The sequence below is a fragment of the Yersinia antarctica genome (genome assembly GCF_056636475.1).
This window is the reverse complement of record NZ_JBSJQF010000001.1, coordinates 4,942,606-4,966,176: the sequence shown is the minus strand read 5'-3', so window position 1 is coordinate 4,966,176 and position 23,571 is coordinate 4,942,606. Positions and strand designations below refer to the sequence as shown.

Here is a 23,571-nt window from a genome sequence, read left to right as displayed (position 1 = left end):
GGCGGACTCCACTCGAACAAGATCAATAAAAGAAAGAAATCAGGATTTTTTGTAACTCATCGTTTTTGACACACGCCAATATGGCCTGTAGCAAGCCAAAGTGACATGCGAACCGTTTTTCGGTTGTTTTTACGACTAACATCCCCCTACGATCCCGGAGTAGTGATCCAGAGTAGCGGATGCGATCGGAATGGCGGATCATAGCGCAAAAGGAGCAATAGATCCTCCCCTTCCTCACAGATTAGATCCTTTTTATCCACAGGACATAACTTCTGTTAGGAGTGTAACCCAGTGCACAGCTTTTCGTGTCCCTCATCAGCAATGATCGCAAAATATTTCAGAATATACTGGTATCACCTTCCCCTTTTCTAACAACTGATCCTGATTAATCCACAAAGGATCTCACGGCGATCCTTGCGATTTGTCTGGGAGTCCGTATAATCCTCAGCCCTACGTGTGATGCCTGTGTTCTTGATGGCTTTGGCCAAAAAGAAACCAGCGGTGAACACGGGCAGGCTCTTGGTAAACTCCCGATACAGAAAACTTCTGTGCGGGCGGGCGCAATGTCAATTGACTCAGGACTGTACAATTATTACAATCCCGCTTCTTTATATGTTGCGATTGAGGCGTCGGTGTCTTCACTCCGAGCAGCCAAACGCGTTTACTGAATCAGTAATTATTTTAAGTTTAGGTAGAAATCGCTATGAAACGCACTTTCCAACCGTCCGTATTGAAGCGCAACCGTAGCCACGGTTTCCGTGCTCGTATGGCCACCAAAAATGGTCGTCAAGTTCTGGCTCGCCGTCGTGCGAAAAGCCGTACTCGTCTGACTGTTTCTAAGTAATAAAAGCTAACCATCTCAGTGGTTAAGCTAGCATTTCCTAGGGAGTTACGTTTGTTAACTCCCAGTCATTTCACTTTTGTCTTCCAGCAGCCACAACGGGCTGGCACGCCGCAAATCACCATCCTCGGCCGCCTGAACGAGCTGGGGCATCCCCGCATCGGTCTTACCGTCGCCAAAAAACATGTCAAACGTGCTCACGAACGTAACCGGATAAAGCGCCTCACACGCGAAAGCTTCCGTTTGCATCAGCATACGTTACCGTCTATGGATTTTGTCGTTTTGGTGAAAAAGGGTGTGGCTGACCTCGATAACCGTGCGTTGACGGAAGCTTTGGAAAAATTATGGCGTCGCCACTGTCGCCAGGCTCCCGCATCCTGATCGGGCTAATCAGGGGCTATCAGCTCGTGATTAGTCCGCTGCTGGGGCCGCGTTGTCGTTTCCATCCGACATGCTCTCATTACGGAATTGAGGCATTGCGCCGGTTTGGGATGATAAAAGGCAGTTGGTTAACACTGAAACGCGTATTAAAATGCCACCCTTTGAACCCAGGTGGCGATGATCCCGTGCCGCCGAAACCCGACGATAACAGAGAACACTAACGATGGATTCGCAACGCAATCTTCTACTCATCGCTCTGCTGTTCGTGTCTTTCATGATCTGGCAAGCCTGGCAAGTGGACAACAGTCCACAACCAGCAGCTCAGACCACGCAACAGACTGCGAATACTGCTACCGGTGATAAAGCAAGCCAGGCTGTGCCCGGCAGTGGTCAGGGTCAACTGATTACTGTAAAAACTGATGTGCTGTCTCTGACCATTAATACCCGTGGTGGTGACATCGAGCAGGCTAACCTGCTGGCTTACCCGGATGCTCTGGGTTCAGATAAAACTTTCGAATTACTGGAAACCACTCCAGCTTTCATCTATCAGGCGCAAAGCGGTCTGACAGGCAAAAGCGGCCCGGATAATCCAGCTAACGGTGAGCGCCCACTGTTTGAAGCGCCTCAAACCAGCTTTGTATTGGCTGACGGTCAGGATGAACTGCGTATTCCATTGACCTTTACCGGCAAAGATGGCTCCGTTTTCACCAAGACTTTTGTGCTAAAACGTAACGATTACGCCATTGGCGTGGATTATCACGTTAAAAACGCCTCTGCTGCCCCGCTGGAGCTGACGCTGTTTGGTCAGTTGAAGCAAAGCATCAATTTGCCTAAACACCGTGATACCGGCAGCAATAACTTTGCGCTGCACACCTATCGTGGCGCGGCTTACTCTTCTGATGACACTAAATATAAAAAATACAGCTTTAGTGATATCGAAGACAAAAATATGGACATCACCACCAAAGGTGGCTGGGTAGCCATGTTGCAACAGTATTTTGCAACCGCCTGGATCCCGGCAGCTAATGAAACCAACACCTTCTACTCTTCTGATTTGGGTAATGGTCTGGCGGCTATCGGCTTTAAAGGTGCGCCAGTTATTATTCAACCGGGTGAGCAGAAACAGCTGGGTGCTACCTTATGGGTTGGCCCAGAAATTCAGGACAAAATGGCGGCCATTGCGCCACATCTGGACCTGACTGTTGATTATGGTTGGTTATGGTTTATTTCTCAGCCACTGTTCAAACTGTTGAAATTCATTCACAGCTTTGTCGGTAACTGGGGCTTCTCCATCATCGTGATTACCTTTATCGTGCGCGGTATCATGTACCCGCTGACAAAAGCGCAATACACCTCGATGGCGAAAATGCGTTTGCTACAGCCTAAACTGGCTGCCATGCGTGAGCGTATCGGTGACGATAAGCAGCGTATGAGTCAGGAGATGATGGCGCTGTACAAAGCTGAGAAGGTTAACCCGCTGGGTGGCTGCTTACCGCTGGTCATTCAGATGCCAATCTTCCTGGCGTTGTACTACATGTTGATGAGTTCCGTTGAGTTGCGTCATGCGCCGTTCATCCTGTGGATTCATGACCTGTCAGCACAAGACCCGTACTACATTCTGCCGATTCTGATGGGTATCACCATGTACTTCATTCAGAAGATGTCACCAACTACCGTGACGGACCCAATGCAGCAGAAGATAATGACCTTTATGCCAGTTATCTTCACTGTGTTCTTCCTGTGGTTCCCGGCTGGTCTGGTACTGTACTATATCGTCAGTAACCTGGTGACCATCCTGCAACAGCAGTTGATTTATCGTGGTCTGGAAAAACGTGGTTTACATAGCCGCGATAAGAAGAAACAGTCTTAACATGATAGATACCCCAGTCACTGGCATACGTCAGTAACTGGGGGAGAGCAGCTAACAAACGCTGCGACTGCAATTAAGAAGGGTATATGAGGCGGTCATAGCTATATGACCGCCTTATCCTTTTAAAGAGAGAAATAACCATGAGCACCACTGATACTATCGTGGCACAAGCAACCCCGCCAGGCCGTGGTGGTGTTGGTATTTTACGTGTTTCAGGTCGTGCTGCCGCAGACGTGGCGCAGGCGGTTTTGGGCAAATTGCCCAAGCCTCGCTATGCCGATTATCTGCCGTTTAAAGATACTGATGGCAGTACATTAGACCAAGGTATCGCTCTCTACTTCCCCGGCCCCAATTCCTTTACTGGCGAGGACGTGCTGGAACTGCAAGGTCACGGTGGTCCGGTTATACTGGATTTACTGTTAAAACGCATTCTGGCGCTGCCAGGGCTGCGCATTGCTCGTCCGGGTGAGTTTTCTGAACGCGCGTTTTTAAACGACAAGCTGGATTTGGCTCAAGCAGAAGCGATTGCCGACCTGATTGATGCCAGCTCGGAGCAAGCCGCCCGCTCAGCAGTAAATTCATTGCAGGGTGCATTTTCAGTTAAAATCCATCAATTGGTGGAAGCACTTACTCACTTGCGAATCTACGTCGAAGCTGCCATTGACTTCCCAGATGAGGAAATTGACTTCCTTTCTGATGGCAAGATTGAAGGCCAGTTGAACGGTGTGATGGCCGATCTTGAGCAGGTGCGCACTGAAGCACGGCAAGGCAGCTTGTTGCGTGAAGGGATGAAAGTGGTCATTGCCGGCCGCCCAAATGCCGGTAAATCAAGCCTGCTCAATGCGTTAGCGGGCCGTGAAGCTGCAATCGTAACCGATATCGCAGGCACAACTCGTGATGTTTTACGGGAACATATTCATATCGATGGGATGCCATTGCATATCATCGATACTGCTGGCTTACGTGAAGCCAGTGACGAAGTTGAGCGCATTGGCATCGAACGGGCGTGGAATGAGATAGAACAAGCAGATCGCGTACTGTTTATGGTTGATGGTACGACGACTGATGCCACCGAACCGGCCGCTATCTGGCCTGAGTTTATGGCCCGCCTACCATCGACTCTGCCCATCACCGTGGTGCGCAATAAAGCGGATGTCACAGGTGAATCGCTGGGGTTAACCGAAGTGAATGGTCACTCACTTATTCGCTTATCGGCCCGTACCGGCGAAGGTATTGACCTGCTGCGTAGCCATCTTAAGCAGAGTATGGGCTTTACCAGTAACACCGAAGGTGGCTTCCTGGCTCGCCGACGCCATTTGCAAGCGTTGGAAACCGCTGCCCAGCATTTGGTGCAAGGCCACGAACAGTTAGTAAGCGCTTACGCCGGTGAGTTATTGGCGGAAGAGCTACGTTTAGCACAACAGTCATTGAGTGAAATTACCGGCGAATTCAGCTCAGATGACTTACTGGGGCGCATTTTCTCCAGTTTTTGTATCGGAAAATGAGTGTGATGTTATAGAGCTGGAGCAGATTATCGCTAATTTTGATAATCTGACTCTATGAGTCCGAACTGTTAGAGTCTCGACCGACGGTAGCTCGAACACTTAACTTTATTCATAAACTGAGGTATCCATGATTATAAAACCACGTGTACGCGGCTTTATCTGTGTGACTGCTCACCCGGCGGGCTGTGAAGCTAACGTCAAAAAGCAAATCGACTATGTCACAGCAGAAGGCCCAATTGCTAACGGCCCAAAACGAGTATTAGTGATTGGTGCGTCAACTGGATACGGGCTGGCAGCTCGAATCACAGCAGCATTTGGTTGTGGTGCCGATACGCTGGGTATTTTCTTTGAACGCCCAGGAGAAGAAGGTAAACCGGCGACCTCCGGCTGGTACAACAGCGCAGCTTTCCACAAGTTTGCTGAGCAGAAAGGCCTGTATGCGAAAAGCATCAATGGCGATGCTTTCTCCGATGAGATCAAACGACTGACCATCGAGGCTATTAAGCAAGATCTGGGTCAGGTTGATCAGGTTATCTATAGCCTGGCCTCGCCGCGCCGCACTCATCCAAAAACCGGCGAAGTGTTTAACTCCACACTGAAGCCAATCGGCCATGAAGTTAAATTCCGTGGCCTGGATACCGATAAAGAAGTTATCAAAGAAGTTGTGCTGCAACCCGCAACTCAAACCGAGATAGACAACACGGTAGCAGTGATGGGTGGCGAAGACTGGCAGATGTGGATTGATGCACTACTGGAAGCTGGCGTGCTGGCTGAAGGGGCACAAACTACCGCCTTTACTTATCTGGGTGAAAAAATCACTCATGATATCTATTGGAACGGTTCTATTGGCGCAGCCAAAAAGGATCTGGACCAAAAAGTTCTGACTATCCGCGATAGCTTAGCTGCCCATGGCGGCGGTGATGCCCGGGTATCCGTGTTGAAAGCGGTAGTGACTCAGGCAAGTTCCGCTATCCCAATGATGCCACTGTATTTGTCATTACTATTCAAGGTGATGAAAGAAAAAGGCACTCATGAAGGCTGCATCGAGCAAGTTTATTCGCTGTATAAAGACAGCTTGTGTGGTGAGGCACCGCATCTGGACGCCGATGGCCGTTTGCGTGCTGACTACAAAGAACTGGCACCAGGAATTCAAAACCAGGTACAAGCGTTGTGGGATCAAGTCACCAATGACAATATCTACCAATTGACCGACTTTACCGGTTATAAGACTGAGTTCTTAAACCTGTTTGGGTTTGCCGTCGACGGTGTGGATTATGACGCTGACGTAAATCCTGATGTAAAAATCCCTAATCTGATTCAGGGCTAAACTCCGGTTATAGCGATAGAACCCGCTGCGCAATTTGTACGCAGCGGGTTGATAATCCGCCTTTCGTCCCAATCGCCTAATAAAAAACACTAAATCCATTATCTCTATTATAGATAAGCTAAGATCATTTTCTTCGTTTACGCTTCATCCCCGCAATGTTTGAATGATTTCATTCTTAGTTATCCCGCTTTTAGCTAAAAGAATAACCGGCAACATAATAAATAAAGCCTCTGGTAGAGACTAAATTAACACTATTCCACAGGGAAATTATGATGAGAATACCTTCACTGACGATACCTTTATTTAGTTTAATTATTGTTACTTCACTAAATGCCCATAGTGAAGAAAATAAAGTTATCAAATTGGGATTTAATCCTGGCCCTTATAAAGAACAATTTGAAAAAGGTGTAGCCCCTTATCTGATCAACAAAGGTTATCGCATCGAATATAAAGATTTTAATGATGGCATCCAGGTTAATAATGCCGTTAGCACTGGCGAGATTGATGGCAATATCATGCAACACCCTATTTATCTGCAAGCGATAAATGAGCGTCTGCGGATTGATAATACCGGTATTGTTCAGGTTCCAACGCCACCGATGGGACTGTATTCTGATAAATATCAGCAAAGCCAAAAAGACCAAAAACCCAAAGAAGGTACTTTGATTTCAGTCCCTAACCAGCCCTCAAATGAGTACCGCGCAGCACTGTTGTTGCAATCTATCGGCTGGATAAAGCTAAAGGAAAAAATTGATCCAGCGACCTTCTCGCAAAAAGACATAGCAGAAAATCCGTACCATCTGGTGATCAAAGAAATGGATAATGCCCAGCAAGTCAGAGCATTACCCGATGTCGACTTTGGTGCTATTCAGGGTAATTTTGCTGTATCTAACGGTATAAAACTCAGCTCAGCACTGCAACTTGAAAAACCAACCACACAGTTTGTGAATGTGGTAACTGTCGCCGGTAAAAATAAAGATGCAGAATTTGCCAAGGATATTATTGCGGGATACCACTCGGCGGAGTTCAAAAAATACATTCTAGGAAATGAGAAATACACCGGTTATATGCTGCCTGATTATCTTAAGTAATGGAATAATCTGATGATTGAACTTCAGCATATTTCTAAAACCTTTGAACGTAAAGGTGTAAAGCTACAAGCGCTTAATAATGTTAGTTTAACCATCGAAGATGGCGATATATTTGGCATTATCGGTTATAGTGGTGCAGGGAAAAGCACCTTATTACGAATGGTAAACTCATTGGAAAGTCCAACATCCGGTGATGTGATTATTGATGGTAATAATCTACATGATTTTAGTCATGAGCAACTCAGGCTACTTAAAAAAAACATCGGAATGATATTCCAGAATTTTAACTTACTGGAGTCAAAAACTGTTTTTAAGAATGTAGCTATGCCGCTCATCTTATTAGGTAAAAATAAAAAATTCATTCAGGAGCGCGTCGCTGAATTGCTGGATTTTGTTGGGTTAGGTGATAAGAGCCATAGTTTTCCTAATGAATTATCGGGGGGGCAGAAGCAGCGGGTAGGTATTGCTCGTGCTCTGGCAACCAATCCATCAATTCTGCTGTGTGATGAGGCCACATCGTCACTGGATCCACAAACTACCGCCCAGATTTTATTATTACTGAAGAAAATTAATCAGCAATACAATATTACAGTGTTGCTGATTACCCATGAAATGTCCGTCATTCAAAAAATCTGTAATAAGGTCGCGGTTATGGAAAACGGCCAAATAATTGAGCAGGGTTCGGTATTAACGGTTTTTGGCCACCCCACTCACCCCACAACCCTTAATTTCGTCCGCACCGTGATCAAGGACAGCCTGCCCGATAGTGTGAGAAAACTGTTAGATAGCAGTCATGCTGGCCGCCAATTTCGTTTAGCATTTATGGGGGCGATTGCGACGCAACCGGTGATAAATCAACTTATCAGGCAATATGATGTGGGCGTGAATATTCTATTTGCCAACATGTCGGAGATACAAGACACCACATTGGGTCATATGGTGCTGCTGTTAAGCGGTGACAACAACCTCATTGATAGTGCCGTCACGCACCTGGCTGGAACAGGAATTGATATACAGGAAATACATTAATGATCGAAACCGCAATTACGTTGGACCAATTTGTCCAGGCGCTACACGACACACTGGTTATGGTCAGTATTTCATTGGTGATCGGTTCTCTTATTGGTATCCCACTGGGAATCTTATTGGTGGTAACCCGGCCCGGAGGGCTAATTAACAATCGCACTTTTTATAATATTCTTAACCCAGTGATTAATATCATCCGATCACTGCCCTTTATTATTTTGATGGTAGCGATTATCCCACTTACCCGCTTGATCGTGAATACCACTATCGGAACACCAGGAGCCATCGTGCCATTGATTATTTTTATCGCACCTTATATTGGCCGATTAGTAGAAAATTCATTATTGGATGTTAACCCCGGAATTCTCGAGGCAGCAAAATCGATGGGTGCCACGCCCCTTCAGGCGATTTGGTATTTTCTATTACCCGAAGCACTGTCATCTTTGATATTGGCACTGACCACAGCCACCATTGGCTTGATTGGTGCTACCGCCATGGCAGGTACTGTCGGCGGCGGTGGGATTGGTGATCTGGCTATAACCTATGGCTATCAGCGCTTTGATACGTTCGTAACTGTCACTACCGCGATTGTATTGATTATTACGGTACAGCTCATCCAATCGCTGGGTAATTTATTTGCCAGTAAAATTCGCCGTGAGTGATAAAAAAACCCCTTTTCGGCGAGCAAAAGGGGTCAGATTTTTGGCATAATTGCAATATATACCCTAAATAATTCGAGTTGCAGGAAGGCGGCAAGTGAATAACAACTTGGTTGTAAACCATGTTGAACAGCGCTTGCGCTGGCCCGCAGAGTGAGCCTCATTAGAGGCCCATAATCCCGATGAGCTTACATAAGTAAGTGATTCGGATGATTAAACGTAGCCAACACACCTGCAGCTTGAAGTATGACAGGTATAAAATTAAACTTTAAAGCCGCTAATCACACTCTCCAACTGTAAAGTTTGATCCTGCATCGCCTGAGCCGCAGCAGCAACTTGTTGCACTAGCGCCGCATTTTGCTGTGTTGAATTATCCAACTGATTGATTGCCAGATTAACCTGTTCGATACCCAAACTTTGTTCCTGACTGGATGACATGATTTCATTCATTAATGCCGCCACATTGGACACCCCGCTCATTAAATCATCCATAGTGGTTCCCGCGTCAGCCACCAAGCCAGTACCAATGGCAATATCAGCCACCGAGTCCTCGATCAGTTTTTTAATCTCACGAGCAGATGTCGCTGAACGCTGCGCCAGATTACGCACTTCTGATGCCACCACCGCAAAACCACGGCCTTGTTCACCCGCTCTTGCTGCTTCTACCGCCGCATTAAGTGCCAATATATTGGTTTGGAAGGCGATACTGTCAATCACACTAATGATATCGACTATTTTCTTCGATGAATGATTGATTGAACCCATGGTATCCACCACCTGTTTCACCACCTTGCCACCTTTCACCGCAACAGTAGAAGCATCTCTCGCCAATTGGTTGGCGTGACTGGCGTTATCCGCATTTTGTTTCACCGTGCTGGTAAGTTCATCCATTGAGGCTGCGGTTTGTTCAATTGCCCCATTCCCGAACGAAACGCAACAAACCATCATGCGTTATGCAGCGAGTAGATACTCTAAAAATACCTCATTCGGTGAGCTGTATTCCAGAGATTTGCGCCCCCGAGTGTTGAGGATGTGCTCCAGTCTCGCAATATCTTCATCGCTGACGCCATTAAAATCGGTTCCTTTCGGATAAAACCGCCGTATCAGACCGTTGGTATGCTCATTCAACCCCCGCTCCCAGGAATGATAAGGCCGGGCAAAGTAAACCTTTGCGCCCGTTACCTGAGTGATGTCCTTATGTTTCGCAAACTCGGGTCCGTTATCTGCCGTCAGGGTTTTAAACTCGCAGAAAGTATTCGCCACGATGTCCCTGAACGCTTCCACGACGCTCTCAGCGCACTTATTGGGGAGTTTACGGATAATGACCTGCTTTGTGGCTTTGTCCACGACCGTCAGCAGGAATGACTTCTGGTCTTTGCCAAAAATCGTATCGATTTCAACATGCCCGGGAACCTGTTTGAGTTCAGCCTCAGCAGGCCTGTGCTCAATGCCAACCCTGTCCGGGATGGGCGTGCGTCCGGGCTCACCCGTATCATAGCGATAGCGTTTACCCCGGTGAGGGAGCTGAAGGTAAAGCTTACCGCCAGCCTGTCTGTCCGAACGGATATAGCGGTAGAGGGTATTTTTGCTGACGGCGATATCAAACTGGATTTTCAGTCTCCCACAGATAACCTCAGGGGAGGTATGTACAGCCAGCGCCTGCCGGAGAAAGTCTTGTGTCTGCTGGCCCAGAGGGAAACAGGCATTGTGTGCCGAGGTGGCGCCCCGCCGTTGTCTGGCTAAGGCATCAGCGCGTCTGGAGGAGTAAAGTCCGTTGAAGGCGGGGTCCGTATTACGTCTGAGCTCCCGGCTCAGGGTAGAGCGAGAGACATCCAGTTCTCTGGCAATGCAGGACTGATTAACGCCTTCAGCTTTTCGTTTTTCGATGTAAAAGCGCTCATGCTGAGTCAAATGTTTTCCCTTCATGCAACAGGGTCTCCGACAGGGTCAATACGGCTATTTTATCCGTACCTGACCGGTGGGTCACTTTGTTGCATTTCGTTTGGGAATTGGCGATTGAACTGGCCTGATCTTCAGTACGGGCGGATAAGTCCAGATTACCGCTAGCTATCTGGCGCGATGCTGAGGCAATAGCCAGGCTACTTTCACCGACTTGCCGCATCATTTGCTGTAAATAGTCGATAAAATTGTTGAAACTTTGGTTAATTGCATTGAATTCTGGGCTATTGCTTTCCGGTAAGCGCTGAGTCAAATCAGCCCCTCCCGCCGATAATGCAGTGATATTCTCTTTCAAAGCCGCTAAGCGTTTCATAAAGACGCGGATAGAAAACACCAGGAACAAGAGCAATAACAGCATAATTGGAATCTGTACTAACCCCAGATGCAACAGGATGGCGTGGCTCTGTTTCACCAATAAACTGGTTGGTAAGTCAGTAACCAAATACCACGGGCTATTGGCGATCGGGCGAATAAACAGGGTGTGAGAGGTACCGTCGACATCAAATTCACTCTCCAGTGCTTTTTGATCTTTTAACTGCGGCAATAACCGCTGGGTTTCAGCCGCCATCGGCGAGTTGGCCGCAAAGTCAGACAGATTTTTTAATTCGGCTTTGCCATCCGCCAGAGCACTGCTGCCGACAATCTTGCCATCAGCTTCGACAATCAGAATAGTGCCATTCACTTTCTGTTCCATTTCTTTAACCAAACGGTTAAAGAAACCTAAAGTAACGTCAATGGTTGAAACACCGTAGGCCTCGTCACCTTTATAAATTGCCATCGCGCAGTTGGTTCTTGGCTGTGGGCTGGCATCATCCTGGTAGGCCTTAGCCCACGCGCAGAAGCCTTTAGGCGCATTTAAGCCATCTTTGTACCATGGTTGCTCAAAATAATTTTGTGATTCTGGTGAATTCCAATGGGTGTTGACCGTTAACTTATTTTCTCCATTACGGGCAAAGAAAGTGCTGAACTTAGTCACCCCTTGCTCACGTTTATTAGGTAATGGCCAAATGCCACCACCAAACACATTACTGTCGCCGTACTGATCCACCAGCCCCGGTAATAGTTGATCAATGGTATTGCTGTCCATAATGGCAACAGCCTGTGTAATGCTGCGGGCTTGCGCTTCCACTTTGTTCATTTGCGCCGTGATTGCCGTCGCAATTTGGTCAACGCTATTACCGACAATGGTACTTTCAGATTGTTTGAGTTGTGGTGTCACAAAAAGCTGAATAACCACCACGGTGATTATCAGTAATAAAATAAAAAACGCACTGACGAGTAAGGTAAAGCGGGCTTGAGTGGTTTTTAGCATTATCGTGTCGCTCAATTAAGAGAGCTGGATAGCTCCAGATCTATTAACGGCATTTTGCGCACAGACTTGATGACTGATAAAAACGATTTTTCCGTTCCTCTCCTGCGGTCACAGTTTCAGCGTAATAATTCCCCCCTAACACCAATTTAAGTGATGTTTAAATGTCGTCATACGCGAGATAGTCATTGTTTTGTCGCATAAGTTTGGCCTACTCTGGTAACAAATAACCAATAGATTTCAAAATGCAGGTGAGAGGCCAACACACCTGCAATGAGAAAGATGACGGGTATAAAGCCTCATCCATTTACTGAACGGGAGTATGTCATGCCACAGCAATCCCTTAAAATTGTTACCCTACTGGGTAGCCTGCGTAATGGTTCTTACAATGCGATGGTAGCCCGCGCACTGCCTAAATTAGCGCCTTCAGGCGTCACCATTGAAGCACTGCCTTCTATTCGTGATATTCCGCTTTATGATGCTGATGTTCAGCAGGAAGACGGCTTCCCGGCTACAGTTCAAGCTATTGCTGAGCAGATTCGTCAAGCTGATGGGGTTATCATCGTCACACCGGAATATAACTATTCGGTGCCAGGTGGATTGAAGAATGCGATCGACTGGTTGTCTCGCTTGCCAAACCAACCACTGGCAGGCAAGCCAGTTGCTATTCAAACCAGCTCAATGGGGCCGGTGGGTGGAGCACGTTGCCAGTATCACTTACGTCAGATCCTGGTTTTCCTTGATGCGATGGTGATGAATAAGCCTGAATTTATGGGTGGCGTGATTCAAAGCAAAGTGGATGAGCATGCCAAGGCGTTGATTGATCAAGGAACGCTGGATTTCCTTACCAGCCAACTAGCAGCCTTTGCGACCTATATTGATCGTGTCCGCGTGAAGTAACCCATGATTCAAAACCCCCACTGGCCGCTGGTGATTGGGGGTTACTCTCTTGACCCACACATGTTGGATGCTGCTAAATGGCCGTTAAAATCACTGTCTGGCTTATCCTGACCCTGATATCCACTCTCTGGCTGGGTTGGTATGGTTTAAATGAGCAGCAAGCTGAGCGTGAGGCCGAATTTCGTATTACCCACCGTGAATTGAGCCAGCAATTAGCCCAGCAACAGGCTATTTTGTTTCTGACTCTTGAACCAAACCAACTGTCGCAACTACAGCGCCATTTCCCGCAATTAGTCGCAATTAGCCAAACTAAAGCCGACAAATCAAAAGCAGGCCAGTTAACGCTGCAAGTTCACGGCGGTGATTATCAGCTATCGAACTCATACAATGGCAGTGGCTTGCAGATTAATGGGTTAAAACTGTTACAGGTAGTGGGTTTACCAGAAAATTTCGACAGCGTAACATTGCGCTATCAGCAACATCTGTTAGCTGTGCTGGGCAAGCCAAATCCAGACAGCTTTTGGCAATGGCAAAAACCATTGGGAGAGGGCGCTCAATCCTTTGCGTTAACTGGCTATGCAACTCCTCTTTGGCGTGACCTGCCTTGGTTAACTGCCCTCCTGCTTTCACTCATATGGGGAGCTACCCTCTATGGTTGGCACCGTTGGCAGCAGTTGGCGCAATACCGCAATCGCGCCGAACAACGGGCTAAATTTGCTGATCAAGCCAGACTCAATGCCATGGGGGAAATTGCCACAGGTATCGCCCATGAGTTGAACCAGCCGCTCACTGCCACCCTGACGTATAACCAAACCGCTCTGCGGTTATTACCCGCGCAGGACGACAAGATTACCCCACTGCTACGGGCGTCAGTTGAGCAAATCAAACGGATTTCGGCGCTACTGGAGCGGCTACGCACATTACTCAGCCGTGGGCAGGTGAATTTACAACCGGTGGTGGTAGCGGATATCTGGTTACGCGTGAATGCTTTATTAAGTAATGAGATAGCCGCCAGCAAAGTAACGGTTGTGAATAGTATTCCAGCGAATTTACCGCCACTCTCGGCCGATCCTTTATGGCTGGAGCAAATTCTGCATAATTTACTCAGTAATGCTATCCATGCCGTACAACATACTGCGACCCCGTTAATTTATTTCACTGCCCGCCAGCAACCACAGCAATGGCTAATTCAGATAGAAGATAATGGGCCGGGGCTAAGCCATCAGCAGTTAGACCACCTGTTCACACCTTTTTATACCACTCGCGAGAGTGGCCTGGGATTAGGGCTAACCCTGTGTGAGACATTGGTACAGCGAATGGGAGGTGACATAAAAGCCGCAAACAGTGAATATGGCGGGGCTTGTTTTACCCTAACCTTTCCCCTGATTGGCGAGAATACGCATGACAAAACACATTTATCTGATTGATGACGATGACGGTGTTCGCGCCGCGCTAACCGCATTACTCGCCACCCTGGGCTGGGAAGTAAAAGCATTCAGTGACGGCCAGCATTTCCTCGATACATTGGCAATAACCCAGCCAAGTTGCGTACTCCTGGATATCAGAATGCCGGGTAAGAGTGGGATGGCAGTATTAGAAGCCATTCAATGCCGTGATAGCACTCTTCCGGTCATCATAATGACTGGGCACGGTAATATTGAATTGTGCCGCCGGGCATTTAAAGGTGGAGCGCTGGAGTTTTTGACCAAACCTATCGACGCCGATGTGCTGATCGAGGCGGTCGGCATGGCACTGGAGCAACATGAGCAAGCGCTGGCAGTGAAAAAGCAGCAAGTGAGCTATCAACAGTTACTTAGCCAGCTCTCACCCCGCGAGCGGGAAGTCGCCGCGCTGATTATCCAAGGGGAAACCAGCAAGCAAATCGCCCATATGTTGTCACTTTCACCGCGAACCGTTGAAGCGCACCGCGCGAATATATTCTCCAAGCTGGAGGTCAACTCGCTGGCATCACTTATTCATAATTACTCCTATATCCTACCAATAATATACTCAAAGTAATTGGTGTTGCAGGTAGGCAGCAAGTGAACAACAAATTGGTTGTAAACCATTTTGAACAGCGCCTGCGTGGCCCGTAGGGTGAGCCTCTGATGAGGCTCATAATCCCGATGAGCTTACGCAGTCAAGTGATGTGGATGCGTGAGCGCAGATAACAACCCTGCGGCGCCAAGTCCGAAGGGAATAGGTAGAAGTACGGAGTAAAACGGGTAGTTAGCCGAATGTTTTTTCACCACTTATCGCCGTAACATAGCGGCACAGTGATGAAATCACTTCGCTAACAATAAGGATTTTATATGATCAAGCCTATTGCCCTGACCTCCGCCTTATTCATTGGCCTGATAGCTCAAGCCTCTGCTGCGGGTCTGAACACTGAACGTAATATCTCTCAGGCGCTGGCCACCGATTTGGCCAGCCGCACCCTCGCTGTTTGCCAGGCGGATGGTTACAACGTGGCGGTAACTGTGGTTGACCGTGCTGGGATCATCAAAACTGTATTACGTGCTGATAATGCCGGTCCGCACACCGTTAAAGCCAGCGAGCAAAAAGCCTTTACGGCACTATCGACTAAAACCCCAAGCGGGCAAGTGATGGAAAACAGCCAAAAGACACCTGCGGCCAACAACCTGAAAGACATTCCAGGGTTCTTGCTGTTAGGGGGGGGCGTGCCAGTGAAAGCAGGGGATGAGGTGGTCGGTGCAGTGGGTGTTGCCGGTGCACCGGGCGGGCATTTGGACGCACAATGTGCGACAAAGGCACTGGAGCAAATCAGCGCTCAGTTAAAAGCATAAGATTATAACGACAACGCCCCCACCCTCGGTGTCGAAAGGGGGGCGTTTTTATGATCGGCTATCAGTGATCAACAAAGGCAATTTTCAGCACAAACAGTAGCGCAACAACCACTACGCATGGGCTGATTTCACGCCAACGGCCAGTGCCCAGCTTCATCAGGCAATAAGAGATAAAGCCCAGCGCGATCCCTTCAGTGATAGAGAAACTAAACGGCATCATCACCGCGGTAACAAACGCAGGAACGGCTTCAGTCAAATCATCCCACTTCACCCGTGACAGGCTAGATGTCATCAGCACGCCAACATAAATCAACGCACCGGCAGCGGCATAAGCAGGCACCATACCGGCCAGGGGTGACACAAACATCACCAGCAGGAACAAGATACCAACCACAACGGCCGTTAAACCAGTACGACCCCCGACAGACACCCCTGAGGAGCTTTCAATATACGCGGTCACCGATGAGGTACCGATAAAAGCACCGGCTACCGAGCTGATGCTATCTACGTACAGCGCTTGCTTCATGCGCGGGAACTTGCCTTTGTGGTCGGTTAAGCCCGCTTTATCCGTGACGCCGATTAATGTGCCGGATGAATCGAACAGGTTAACCAGCATGAAGGAGAAAATGATCCCCGCCATACTTATATTCAGCGCTCCGGCTAAATCCACCTGCCCGACCACCGAAGTCACACTTGGCGGCATGGAGAAAATGCCAGAGTAATGCACATCACCCAGCGCCCAGCCAATCAGCGTGGTGACCACAATCGACACCAGCACCGCAGCGTGGATATTGCGAGAGGCCAGAACCGCAATAATAAAGAAGCCCAGCGCACCTAACAGCACACTGTGAGAAGTCAAATTACCTACCGCGACTAAGGTATCCGGGTTTGCCACCACGATACCGGCATTTTTCAGCCCCATCATGGCAATAAACAGGCCAATACCACTGGTAATCCCCACCCGTAGGCTCAGTGGGATGTTAGCAATCATCCAATACCGGATGCGGAAAATGGTCAGTAAAAGGAAACCGATTGCGCCCCAGAAAATAGCACCCATGCCGACTTGCCATGAAATACCCATCGCGCCAACCACCACAAAAGCGAAGAAAGCGTTAAGCCCCATCGCCGGAGCCAGTGCTACCGGTAAGTTAGCCAATAAGCCCATAAAGATGCTACCAAAGGCGGCAATCAGGCAGGTTGTCACGAAAACAGCCCGCACATCCATACCCGCAACCCCTAAAATCTGGGGGTTTACGAACACGATATAGACCATAGTCAAAAAGGTAGTGATACCGGCAATCAACTCAGTACGTGCCGTGGTACCGTGCTGTTTCAGTTTAAATACACGTTCGAGCAGCCCCTGCTCAGTATCAAGGTTTGGTTTACTCATTCGAAGAGTTCCACAGAAGGGAGTGATAGTCGGGGGATATCCTATAACAAAAAACTATTGTTTAGAGCGGGATCACACTCTTTTTTGGCTATTTTTTATCTTCACTGTTGCGCAACAACGCCTTCATTATGACTGCATATTATTCAACCCGTTGTATTTTATTAACTTGTCATTAGTTTTTCTGCTAGTAGGGTCAATAAACATCGCATTCTTACTCAGGATGATTAAAGTGAAGTGAACGTAGATCTGCACAATTTAAGGATAAGTAGAGTGAATAACATTGAATGCGTCATGTTCGATTGCGATGGCACCTTGGTTGACAGTGAAGTTCTGTGTTGTCGTGCATACGTCGTGATGTTTGCCCATTACGGTATTCACCTGTCGCTGGAAGAGGTGATTAAGCGTTTTAAAGGGGTAAAACTGAATGAAATAGTCGCGCTGGTGAGTAAAGAAAACGGTCTGGATGAATCAATAGCAACGCTGGAAAAACTCTACCGCGCTGAGGTTGCACGCCTGTTTGATGCCGAATTACAGCCTATTGCTGGGGCAAAAGCGCTATTGGAGCAAATCACCCTGCCCGTCTGCGTGGTCTCCAACGGGCCAGTGAGCAAAATGCAGCACTCCCTTGGCCTGACTGGCCTGCTGTCTTTCTTTGATACGCGCCTCTATAGCGGTTACGACATTCAGCGTTGGAAGCCTGATCCCGCGCTGATTTATCACGCGGCAAAAGAGATGCAGGTGGCCGCCGAGCACTGCATTTTGGTGGAGGACTCCGCGGCCGGCACCCACGCTGGGATTGCCGCAGGTATACCGGTATTTTACTACTGCGCCGATCCACACAACCAGCCGATACACCACCCGCTAGTCACCATGTTTGATGATATGCAGCAACTGCCTGACTTGTGGCGCGAAAGAGGCTGGCAGATTACTCATCATTAGTGTGCCGACGGCGCTGGTTTATGACTCAACCAGCGCCATGAACGTTTAATGGCACTTTGTTTCTTAATAGCATGCTGTGGGCTAAAACGGCGGTTAAGGCCATTTGCCAATAAATCCAAAGCCAGGCATAAAACGAAGTAGACCAACGCGACAAACAGAAACACTTCCATTGGATAAACCATGCTGCGGTTATTAACCTGAGTTGCCAGAAAAGTCAGTTCATTCACCCCAACTATATAAGCCAGCGATGTGTCCTTAATCAATGAAATCCATTGATTGATAAATGATGGCACCATCATGCGCAATGCTTGCGGCAAGACCACAAACCATAAAACCTGCCAGCGGTTAAAACCTAGCGACAACCCAGCCTGCCACTGCCCTGCACCAATCGCCACAATCCCCGCTTTTACTGCGTGCGCCAGATAGGCGGAAGCAATCAATGCCAGTGCACACACCACCGTGGTGATTTCGGGGATATCCACACCAAATACAATTGGCAGCAGGAAGTAAGTCCAAAAAATCAGCATTATCACCGGGATGGCGCGGAAAAAGCCCAAAAAAGCCGCCAATACGCCCGCCCAAACACCACGAGACATTGCCAGCAATACCCCCACGGTCCCTAAGATTGCGGAGGCCACTCCAGCCATGATACTGATCAGCAGGGTTAATGCCGCCCCACCCAGAGGGCCATCAGGGAAAGTACCCCACAGTAGATAAGTCCAGTTATCAGCAATAATTGTAAAATCCATCTCAATGCCCCCTGATTGTGGTTCGCTGTTGACGCCACATGCCCCAGGCTTCAATCAACGCGATAATGGCGATATACAATACTGTTGCCACCCCAAAGGCTTGAAATGTCCGCAATGTTTCGGTTTCAACCTGACGAGAAGCATAGGAAAGCTCAGCCACCCCGATAGCCATCGCTAAAGAGGAGTTTTTAATAATATTCATGTACTGGCCCAACAATGGCGGCATGGCAATTTTCAACGCCTGCGGCAACACCACATGGCGCATCGATTGCCAGCCCGTTAACCCCAGCGCATGTGCCGCGTATTTTTGTCCTTTAGCGACACCGCTGATCCCAGAACGTAATTCTTCAGCAATAAACGCCGTGGAATAGAGGGTTAGCCCGATAAACCCGGCTAAAAATTCAAAAGAAGGCCAACTTAACGTGAGTCCGATAAAGGTGATTTCATGGGGCGTATTGAGCCATGGAACCCAGGAAGCAGGCAGAAACTGACTGGCAGCAAAATACCAAAAGAACAGTTGTATCAGCAGCGGCGTATTGCGAAATAGCGTGCTATAGCCAACAGCAAACCACCGCAGCACTTTAAGTTCACTATCTCTGGCGGCAGCGAGCAAAAAGCCTAATAACGTGGCAGCAACCACCGTGCAGGCAGAAATCCACAACGTAAGCAGAAACCCCTGCCACAGCCAGTTAAGATATTGCGGGGCCAACAACCAATCAGTGAGATGATGTAGATTCATAGGTCTTGATACCCATATCGCGCTAAAAGCATCTCAATAGTTATTATTAGCTGTGTTGTAAAATCCATCTTACCTATCCCCCATGGTGTTAATCACTAACGGATTACAATGCAAGCAGCCCCACATCGTGACAATGCAGGGCTTTAATGTTCTCACTTCAAGGACGAAGGATATATTAGGCTTTAGGTTGCTGATCCAGTGGCGCAAATTTAAACTCACCGCGCGGCTGGGCTGCATTGGTTGCTGGGCCAAACCAACGATCATAAATCTTCGCCGCTTCGCCATCTTTTTCCAATTTCACCAGTGTTTCGTTAATACTTGCCGTTAAGCGCTCTTCACCCTTAGGAATACCAACCCCTTGGTACTCTTTGGTAATACTAAACGGTGAGATCTCAAAATCAGCTTTTTGTGCCGCCGGTAAGTTACCGAGCAGGCCGACAAGTTTCGCATCATCCTGGGTGATAGCTTGAACGTTACCATTACGCAAAGCAGTAAATGCCAGCGGTGTATCATCGTAAGAAATCACTTTTGCGGTTGGATAATGCTCCCGCAGGGTAATTTCCTGAACCGTACCTTTATCCGCACCAATACGTAATTTGCCGATATCTTCAGGTGTCTTTAGCACACCTTTATGCGCGATAAATTTCTGACCCGTAGCGAAATATGGCAGGCTGAAGTTAACTTCCTTAGCGCGCTCATCAGTAATAGTGAAGTTTGCCGCAATCAGATCAACTTTCTTCGATGTCAGTAATGGAATACGGTTGGCCGGGTTAGTGGCGCGTAGTTCTACTTTTACACCGAGATCTTTCGCGATAGCATTCGCCACGTCCACGTCATATCCCACCAGCTTTTTAGTCTGCGGGTCGATATAACCAAATGGAGGATTACTATCAAAAACAGCAATCCGCACCACACCCGCTTGCTTGATATCATCCAGTTTATCAGCGTGGGCTGCACCAGACAGCGTCGCCAGACCCGCTAACAGCGTTAATGCCAGTGCGCTTTTTTTTGTGGACAGAGATTGCTTCATTGAAAGCTCCTAAGATGATTGAGATGTTGCGATGTGGATAAGCTATCAATTCGGCGTTAGGTCAGGAAATAATATAAAACGATATATTTATAACTAATTAATCTCAGTCAATTAGTCTGATTATATTGGCAAAGAAAGTGGGATCGGTGGCAAAGGAAAATGAGGAGAATAGGGAGCCTTAGAGTGCATCCCAAAGCCTGTTTCTGAAGTTGTAGGTTGAAAAATGCTGTATATTCAGCAAATAAAAAAATAATCGATGAAAAAACACCCAAAAAAGTGAGCAAGTAACACGATCGTAGCCCTAAAATTTAGCCCAATCGTGTTATTAGCATGTATTAGAAAAAAGTGAACTGACAGAATTATTTGCTACTGGAAATGGCATCAGATCGGGCTTCTTCTGTATTAGCCTTTTCCTGGGGCACTATTACAGCAGGTTTTACTTTACCCTTGCTTTGGCTGTCAGGTTCCTCTGTTATCTCAGACTGACCGATAAAGACGCCACCTTTCTTGATTGAGAAATTACTGCCTTTCACAATGCCGTTTAAACGTCCATTTTCCAGAATTTCCAGATGATCAGAAACACAGATCCCTTCAATACGTCCATCCACCGTAATGTGTGGTGCGGTTAAATTACCCTCAATCTTGCCACTGCGCATCAGCCTTATGGTGCCATCACTAACGATAATATCGCCGACCACTACACCATAAATTTGAATGTCGCCATCAAGCCTAACATCACCTGTTAATTGCGTACCTGCGGCGATAACGGTATTTGTTTTAGTTGTATCTGGTGACAAATCAGTTAATGGTGAATGGGCTTTATGGGGAATATTCGTCACAGGAAACACCTCATTATTACTGTTAGTTTTCTTTTTAAACATAATTTTTATCAAGATAAAGATAAGGAATAGAGTAGGAGCAAGCAGTAGATAAAAAAATAAATTGTAGACTATATAGCTCACTAAACATGCTATCCATAGCAACCAAAATAGGCTAAGCGTTACATTTTTGTGTGTATACAGACCCATGTTCACTTATCCCGCTCCCGCGTAAAAACATACCAAAATAATCATGTTAAGCTGAAATTTAAATATCACCAAAAACAATTTAGATATAGGAAATACATCTTCCGTCAAAAGGAAAATATATTTCCCACCTATAACAAAATTATCAGGAATATATAAAAACAGAGGAACACAATGCTATTTTATTATGTCAACAAATTAGGATTTAGAATATAAACAAACATGAAACAATATAGAGTTATCTTATATTGTTCAAAAAAGGAGGGCAAATACAAAAAACAATCCCCAACCTGCCTAATTCGCCAGGATGATTGGGGAAATCGTTATTTTTCAGTCTTACTGGAAAGCAGTTTCTCTAAATCATCGCCACCAAGGTGGCGGAAATCCTGCCCTTTGACGAAATAGAAGATAAACTCACAAATATTCTGACAGCGGTCGCCAATACGCTCAATAGAGCGAGCGCAAAACAGGGCAGTCAGTACACTTGGGATAGTTCGCGGATCTTCCATCATATAAGTCATCAATTGCCGCACGATGCCCTCATATTCCTGATCAACCTTTTTATCTTCGCGATAGATCCGAATAGCCTCGTCCAAATCCATACGTGCGAAAGCATCCAGCACATCATGCAACATTTGCACCGTATGGCGGCCCAAAGACTCCAGACTAACCAACAAAGGCTGATGCTGATGAGAGAATTTTTCCAGCGCGGTACGGCAGATTTTATCTGCTACGTCACCGATGCGCTCCAGCTCAGAGATAGTTTTAATAATCGCCATCACCAAGCGTAAATCACTGGCCGTAGGTTGACGTTTGGCAATGATGCGCACACAGGCTTCATCAATCGCCACTTCCATCATATTGACCTTTCTATCGCCTGCAATTACTTGCTTCGCCAGTTCACCGTCCTGATTATGCATTGCGGTGATCGCGTCAGATAATTGTTGTTCCACCAGTCCACCCATGGTCAATACTTGGGTGCGGATATGTTCAAGTTCTGCATTGAACTGGCCGGAAATATGTTTATTCAGATTCAAGTTATCCATAATACTTCCCGTACGTGTAAGTAGGCGAAATTGATGTATACCCTAAATAATTCGAGTTGCAGGAAGGCGGCAATTGAGCGAATCCCCAGGAGCTTACTCAAGTAAGTGACTGGGGTGAACGAAAGCAGCCAACGCACATGCAGCTTGAAGTATTACGGGGATAGGCCGATCAGCCATAGCGACCAGTAATATAATCTTCCGTCTGTTTCTGCTGTGGCGCAGTAAACAGGGTATCGGTATCACTGAATTCGATTAGCTCGCCCAGATACATAAATGCAGTGTGGTCTGAGCAACGTGCAGCTTGCTGCATGTTATGCGTCACAATAACTACCGTGTAATCGGACTTCAATTCGCTGATCAACTCTTCAATTCTACCGGTGGATATAGGGTCCAACGCTGAGCAAGGCTCATCCAACAGCAATACATCAGGGCGGATAGCAATACCACGGGCAATACACAAACGCTGCTGCTGCCCGCCTGACAAGCTATAACCACTCTGGTGTAATTTATCTTTGGTTTCATTCCATAATGCCGCTTTGGTCAGCGCCCATTGCACCCGTTCATCCATATCAGCACGGGACAAGTTTTCGAACAGTTTCACACCAAAGGCGATGTTATCGTAAATCGACATCGGGAACGGGGTCGGTTTTTGGAAAACCATGCCAACTTTAGCCCGCAACAACGCAATATCTTGTTTGTCAGTCAGGATATTCTGACCGTCCAATAAAATATCGCCTTCAGCACGTTGATCAGGATACAACTGATACATTTTATTGAATGTACGCAGCAGAGTAGATTTACCGCAACCTGATGGCCCGATGAATGCTGTGACCTGGTTCTTAGCAATATCCAGCGAGATATTCTTTAGCGCATGGAATTTGCCATAGTAGAAGTTCAGATCGCGAACCTGGATTTTGCTGTTATTGATGTCAGTAGCCATACTCATCAAGACTTCTCTCTTTTAGCCAATGCCGCCGT

At 47.3% G+C, this 23,571-nt stretch carries 22 protein-coding genes and 2 pseudogenes; 14 read left to right on the top strand and 10 right to left on the bottom strand.

What is annotated here, in order from left to right:
• Positions 1 to 703 precede the first annotated feature (703 nt).
• The 9 genes from rpmH to ACWJJO_RS22825 all read left to right on the top strand — a co-directional run bounded on the left by rpmH (position 704) and on the right by ACWJJO_RS22825 (position 8,703).
• The gene (rpmH, locus tag ACWJJO_RS22865) at positions 704 to 844 is read left to right on the top strand and encodes a 50S ribosomal protein L34 (protein WP_004393543.1); all 141 of its coding nucleotides are present in this window, start codon (positions 704 to 706) and stop codon (positions 842 to 844) included.
• Between the two features lie 18 nt (positions 845 to 862).
• Entirely contained in the window at positions 863 to 1,222 is a 360-nt protein-coding gene (gene rnpA / locus ACWJJO_RS22860; protein ID WP_025380108.1) for a ribonuclease P protein component, read from the top strand.
• Positions 1,186 to 1,443: a membrane protein insertion efficiency factor YidD gene (gene yidD, locus ACWJJO_RS22855; protein WP_032906726.1), complete on the top strand. Its 258-nt coding sequence runs from the start codon at positions 1,186 to 1,188 to the stop codon at positions 1,441 to 1,443. The genes rnpA and yidD overlap by 37 nt, the downstream gene beginning before the upstream one ends.
• 2 nt (positions 1,444 to 1,445) lie before the next feature.
• On the top strand, positions 1,446 to 3,092 hold the full coding sequence (gene yidC / locus ACWJJO_RS22850) for a membrane protein insertase YidC (protein WP_372569834.1): 1,647 nt from the start codon (positions 1,446 to 1,448) through the stop codon (positions 3,090 to 3,092).
• A gap of 140 nt (positions 3,093 to 3,232) precedes the next feature.
• Positions 3,233 to 4,597, top strand: a complete 1,365-nt coding sequence (mnmE, locus tag ACWJJO_RS22845; protein WP_372569833.1) for a tRNA uridine-5-carboxymethylaminomethyl(34) synthesis GTPase MnmE — start codon at positions 3,233 to 3,235, stop codon at positions 4,595 to 4,597.
• A gap of 127 nt (positions 4,598 to 4,724) precedes the next feature.
• Positions 4,725 to 5,924 carry an enoyl-ACP reductase FabV gene (gene fabV, locus ACWJJO_RS22840; RefSeq protein ID WP_420072750.1) on the top strand — a complete coding sequence of 400 codons (1,200 nt, stop codon included), beginning with the start codon at positions 4,725 to 4,727 and terminating at the stop codon, positions 5,922 to 5,924.
• Positions 5,925 to 6,196: 272 nt separating this feature from the next.
• Complete coding sequence (locus ACWJJO_RS22835; protein WP_193784852.1) at positions 6,197 to 7,015, top strand: MetQ/NlpA family ABC transporter substrate-binding protein; 819 nt, start codon at positions 6,197 to 6,199, stop codon at positions 7,013 to 7,015.
• Between the two features lie 12 nt (positions 7,016 to 7,027).
• Complete coding sequence (locus ACWJJO_RS22830; protein WP_372560195.1) at positions 7,028 to 8,044, top strand: methionine ABC transporter ATP-binding protein; 1,017 nt, start codon at positions 7,028 to 7,030, stop codon at positions 8,042 to 8,044.
• On the top strand, positions 8,044 to 8,703 hold the full coding sequence (locus ACWJJO_RS22825; protein WP_372560194.1) for a methionine ABC transporter permease: 660 nt from the start codon (positions 8,044 to 8,046) through the stop codon (positions 8,701 to 8,703). Before ACWJJO_RS22830 ends, ACWJJO_RS22825 begins: the two co-directional genes overlap by 1 nt.
• A 258-nt stretch (positions 8,704 to 8,961) precedes the next feature.
• Here the strand turns inward: ACWJJO_RS22825 and ACWJJO_RS22820 are convergent.
• The 3 genes and pseudogenes from ACWJJO_RS22820 to ACWJJO_RS22810 form a co-directional block, all read right to left on the bottom strand.
• A pseudogene (locus ACWJJO_RS22820) lies at positions 8,962 to 9,615 on the bottom strand (methyl-accepting chemotaxis protein); the annotation flags it as partial.
• A 36-nt stretch (positions 9,616 to 9,651) separates the two neighbouring features.
• Positions 9,652 to 10,626: an IS30 family transposase gene (locus ACWJJO_RS22815; protein WP_481090514.1), complete on the bottom strand. Its 975-nt coding sequence runs from the start codon at positions 10,624 to 10,626 to the stop codon at positions 9,652 to 9,654.
• Positions 10,627 to 10,681: 55 nt separating this feature from the next.
• Positions 10,682 to 11,971 (bottom strand): annotated as a pseudogene (locus ACWJJO_RS22810) (cache domain-containing protein); the annotation flags it as partial.
• Positions 11,972 to 12,295: 324 nt separating this feature from the next.
• Here ACWJJO_RS22810 and ACWJJO_RS22805 point away from each other — a divergent pair.
• From ACWJJO_RS22805 to ACWJJO_RS22790, 4 genes are all read left to right on the top strand, one after another.
• Positions 12,296 to 12,868, top strand: coding sequence for an NADPH-dependent FMN reductase (locus tag ACWJJO_RS22805; protein WP_083161552.1), 573 nt, complete (start codon positions 12,296 to 12,298; stop codon positions 12,866 to 12,868).
• A 77-nt stretch (positions 12,869 to 12,945) separates the two neighbouring features.
• Positions 12,946 to 14,295, top strand: coding sequence for a sensor histidine kinase (locus ACWJJO_RS22800; protein WP_481091547.1), 1,350 nt, complete (start codon positions 12,946 to 12,948; stop codon positions 14,293 to 14,295).
• Positions 14,270 to 14,887 (top strand): response regulator transcription factor, encoded by a 618-nt coding sequence (locus ACWJJO_RS22795; RefSeq protein WP_083161556.1) that lies wholly within the window; start codon positions 14,270 to 14,272, stop codon positions 14,885 to 14,887. Before ACWJJO_RS22800 ends, ACWJJO_RS22795 begins: the two co-directional genes overlap by 26 nt.
• Before the next feature lie 293 nt (positions 14,888 to 15,180).
• Complete coding sequence (locus ACWJJO_RS22790) at positions 15,181 to 15,675, top strand: GlcG/HbpS family heme-binding protein (RefSeq protein ID WP_005186737.1); 495 nt, start codon at positions 15,181 to 15,183, stop codon at positions 15,673 to 15,675.
• A gap of 61 nt (positions 15,676 to 15,736) precedes the next feature.
• On the opposite strand, the gene ACWJJO_RS22785 is transcribed toward ACWJJO_RS22790, so the two are convergent.
• Positions 15,737 to 17,065, bottom strand: a complete 1,329-nt coding sequence (locus ACWJJO_RS22785) for an NCS2 family permease (protein ID WP_005186735.1) — start codon at positions 17,063 to 17,065, stop codon at positions 15,737 to 15,739.
• A 270-nt stretch (positions 17,066 to 17,335) separates the two neighbouring features.
• Here ACWJJO_RS22785 and yieH point away from each other — a divergent pair, with 270 nt between their 5' ends.
• Positions 17,336 to 18,004: a 6-phosphogluconate phosphatase gene (yieH, locus tag ACWJJO_RS22780; protein ID WP_083161558.1), complete on the top strand. Its 669-nt coding sequence runs from the start codon at positions 17,336 to 17,338 to the stop codon at positions 18,002 to 18,004.
• Here yieH and ACWJJO_RS22775 read toward each other — a convergent pair.
• From ACWJJO_RS22775 to pstB, 6 genes are all read right to left on the bottom strand, one after another.
• Positions 18,001 to 18,753: an amino acid ABC transporter permease gene (locus tag ACWJJO_RS22775; RefSeq protein ID WP_481091546.1), complete on the bottom strand. Its 753-nt coding sequence runs from the start codon at positions 18,751 to 18,753 to the stop codon at positions 18,001 to 18,003. The two genes, yieH and ACWJJO_RS22775, sit on opposite strands and share 4 nt — an antisense overlap.
• 1 nt (position 18,754) lies before the next feature.
• Positions 18,755 to 19,492, bottom strand: a complete 738-nt coding sequence (locus ACWJJO_RS22770; protein ID WP_083161562.1) for an amino acid ABC transporter permease — start codon at positions 19,490 to 19,492, stop codon at positions 18,755 to 18,757.
• Between the two features lie 175 nt (positions 19,493 to 19,667).
• Entirely contained in the window at positions 19,668 to 20,522 is an 855-nt protein-coding gene (locus tag ACWJJO_RS22765; protein ID WP_083161564.1) for an ABC transporter substrate-binding protein, read from the bottom strand.
• Positions 20,523 to 20,881: 359 nt separating this feature from the next.
• A complete protein-coding gene (locus ACWJJO_RS22760) occupies positions 20,882 to 21,550 on the bottom strand; it encodes a bactofilin family protein (RefSeq protein ID WP_372569829.1) in 669 nt (222 codons plus the stop codon).
• A 320-nt stretch (positions 21,551 to 21,870) separates the two neighbouring features.
• Entirely contained in the window at positions 21,871 to 22,593 is a 723-nt protein-coding gene (gene phoU, locus ACWJJO_RS22755) for a phosphate signaling complex protein PhoU (RefSeq protein WP_049612252.1), read from the bottom strand.
• Positions 22,594 to 22,762: 169 nt separating this feature from the next.
• The gene (gene pstB, locus ACWJJO_RS22750) at positions 22,763 to 23,539 is read right to left on the bottom strand and encodes a phosphate ABC transporter ATP-binding protein PstB (protein WP_004713904.1); all 777 of its coding nucleotides are present in this window, start codon (positions 23,537 to 23,539) and stop codon (positions 22,763 to 22,765) included.
• Between the last annotated feature and the right edge of the window lie 32 nt (positions 23,540 to 23,571).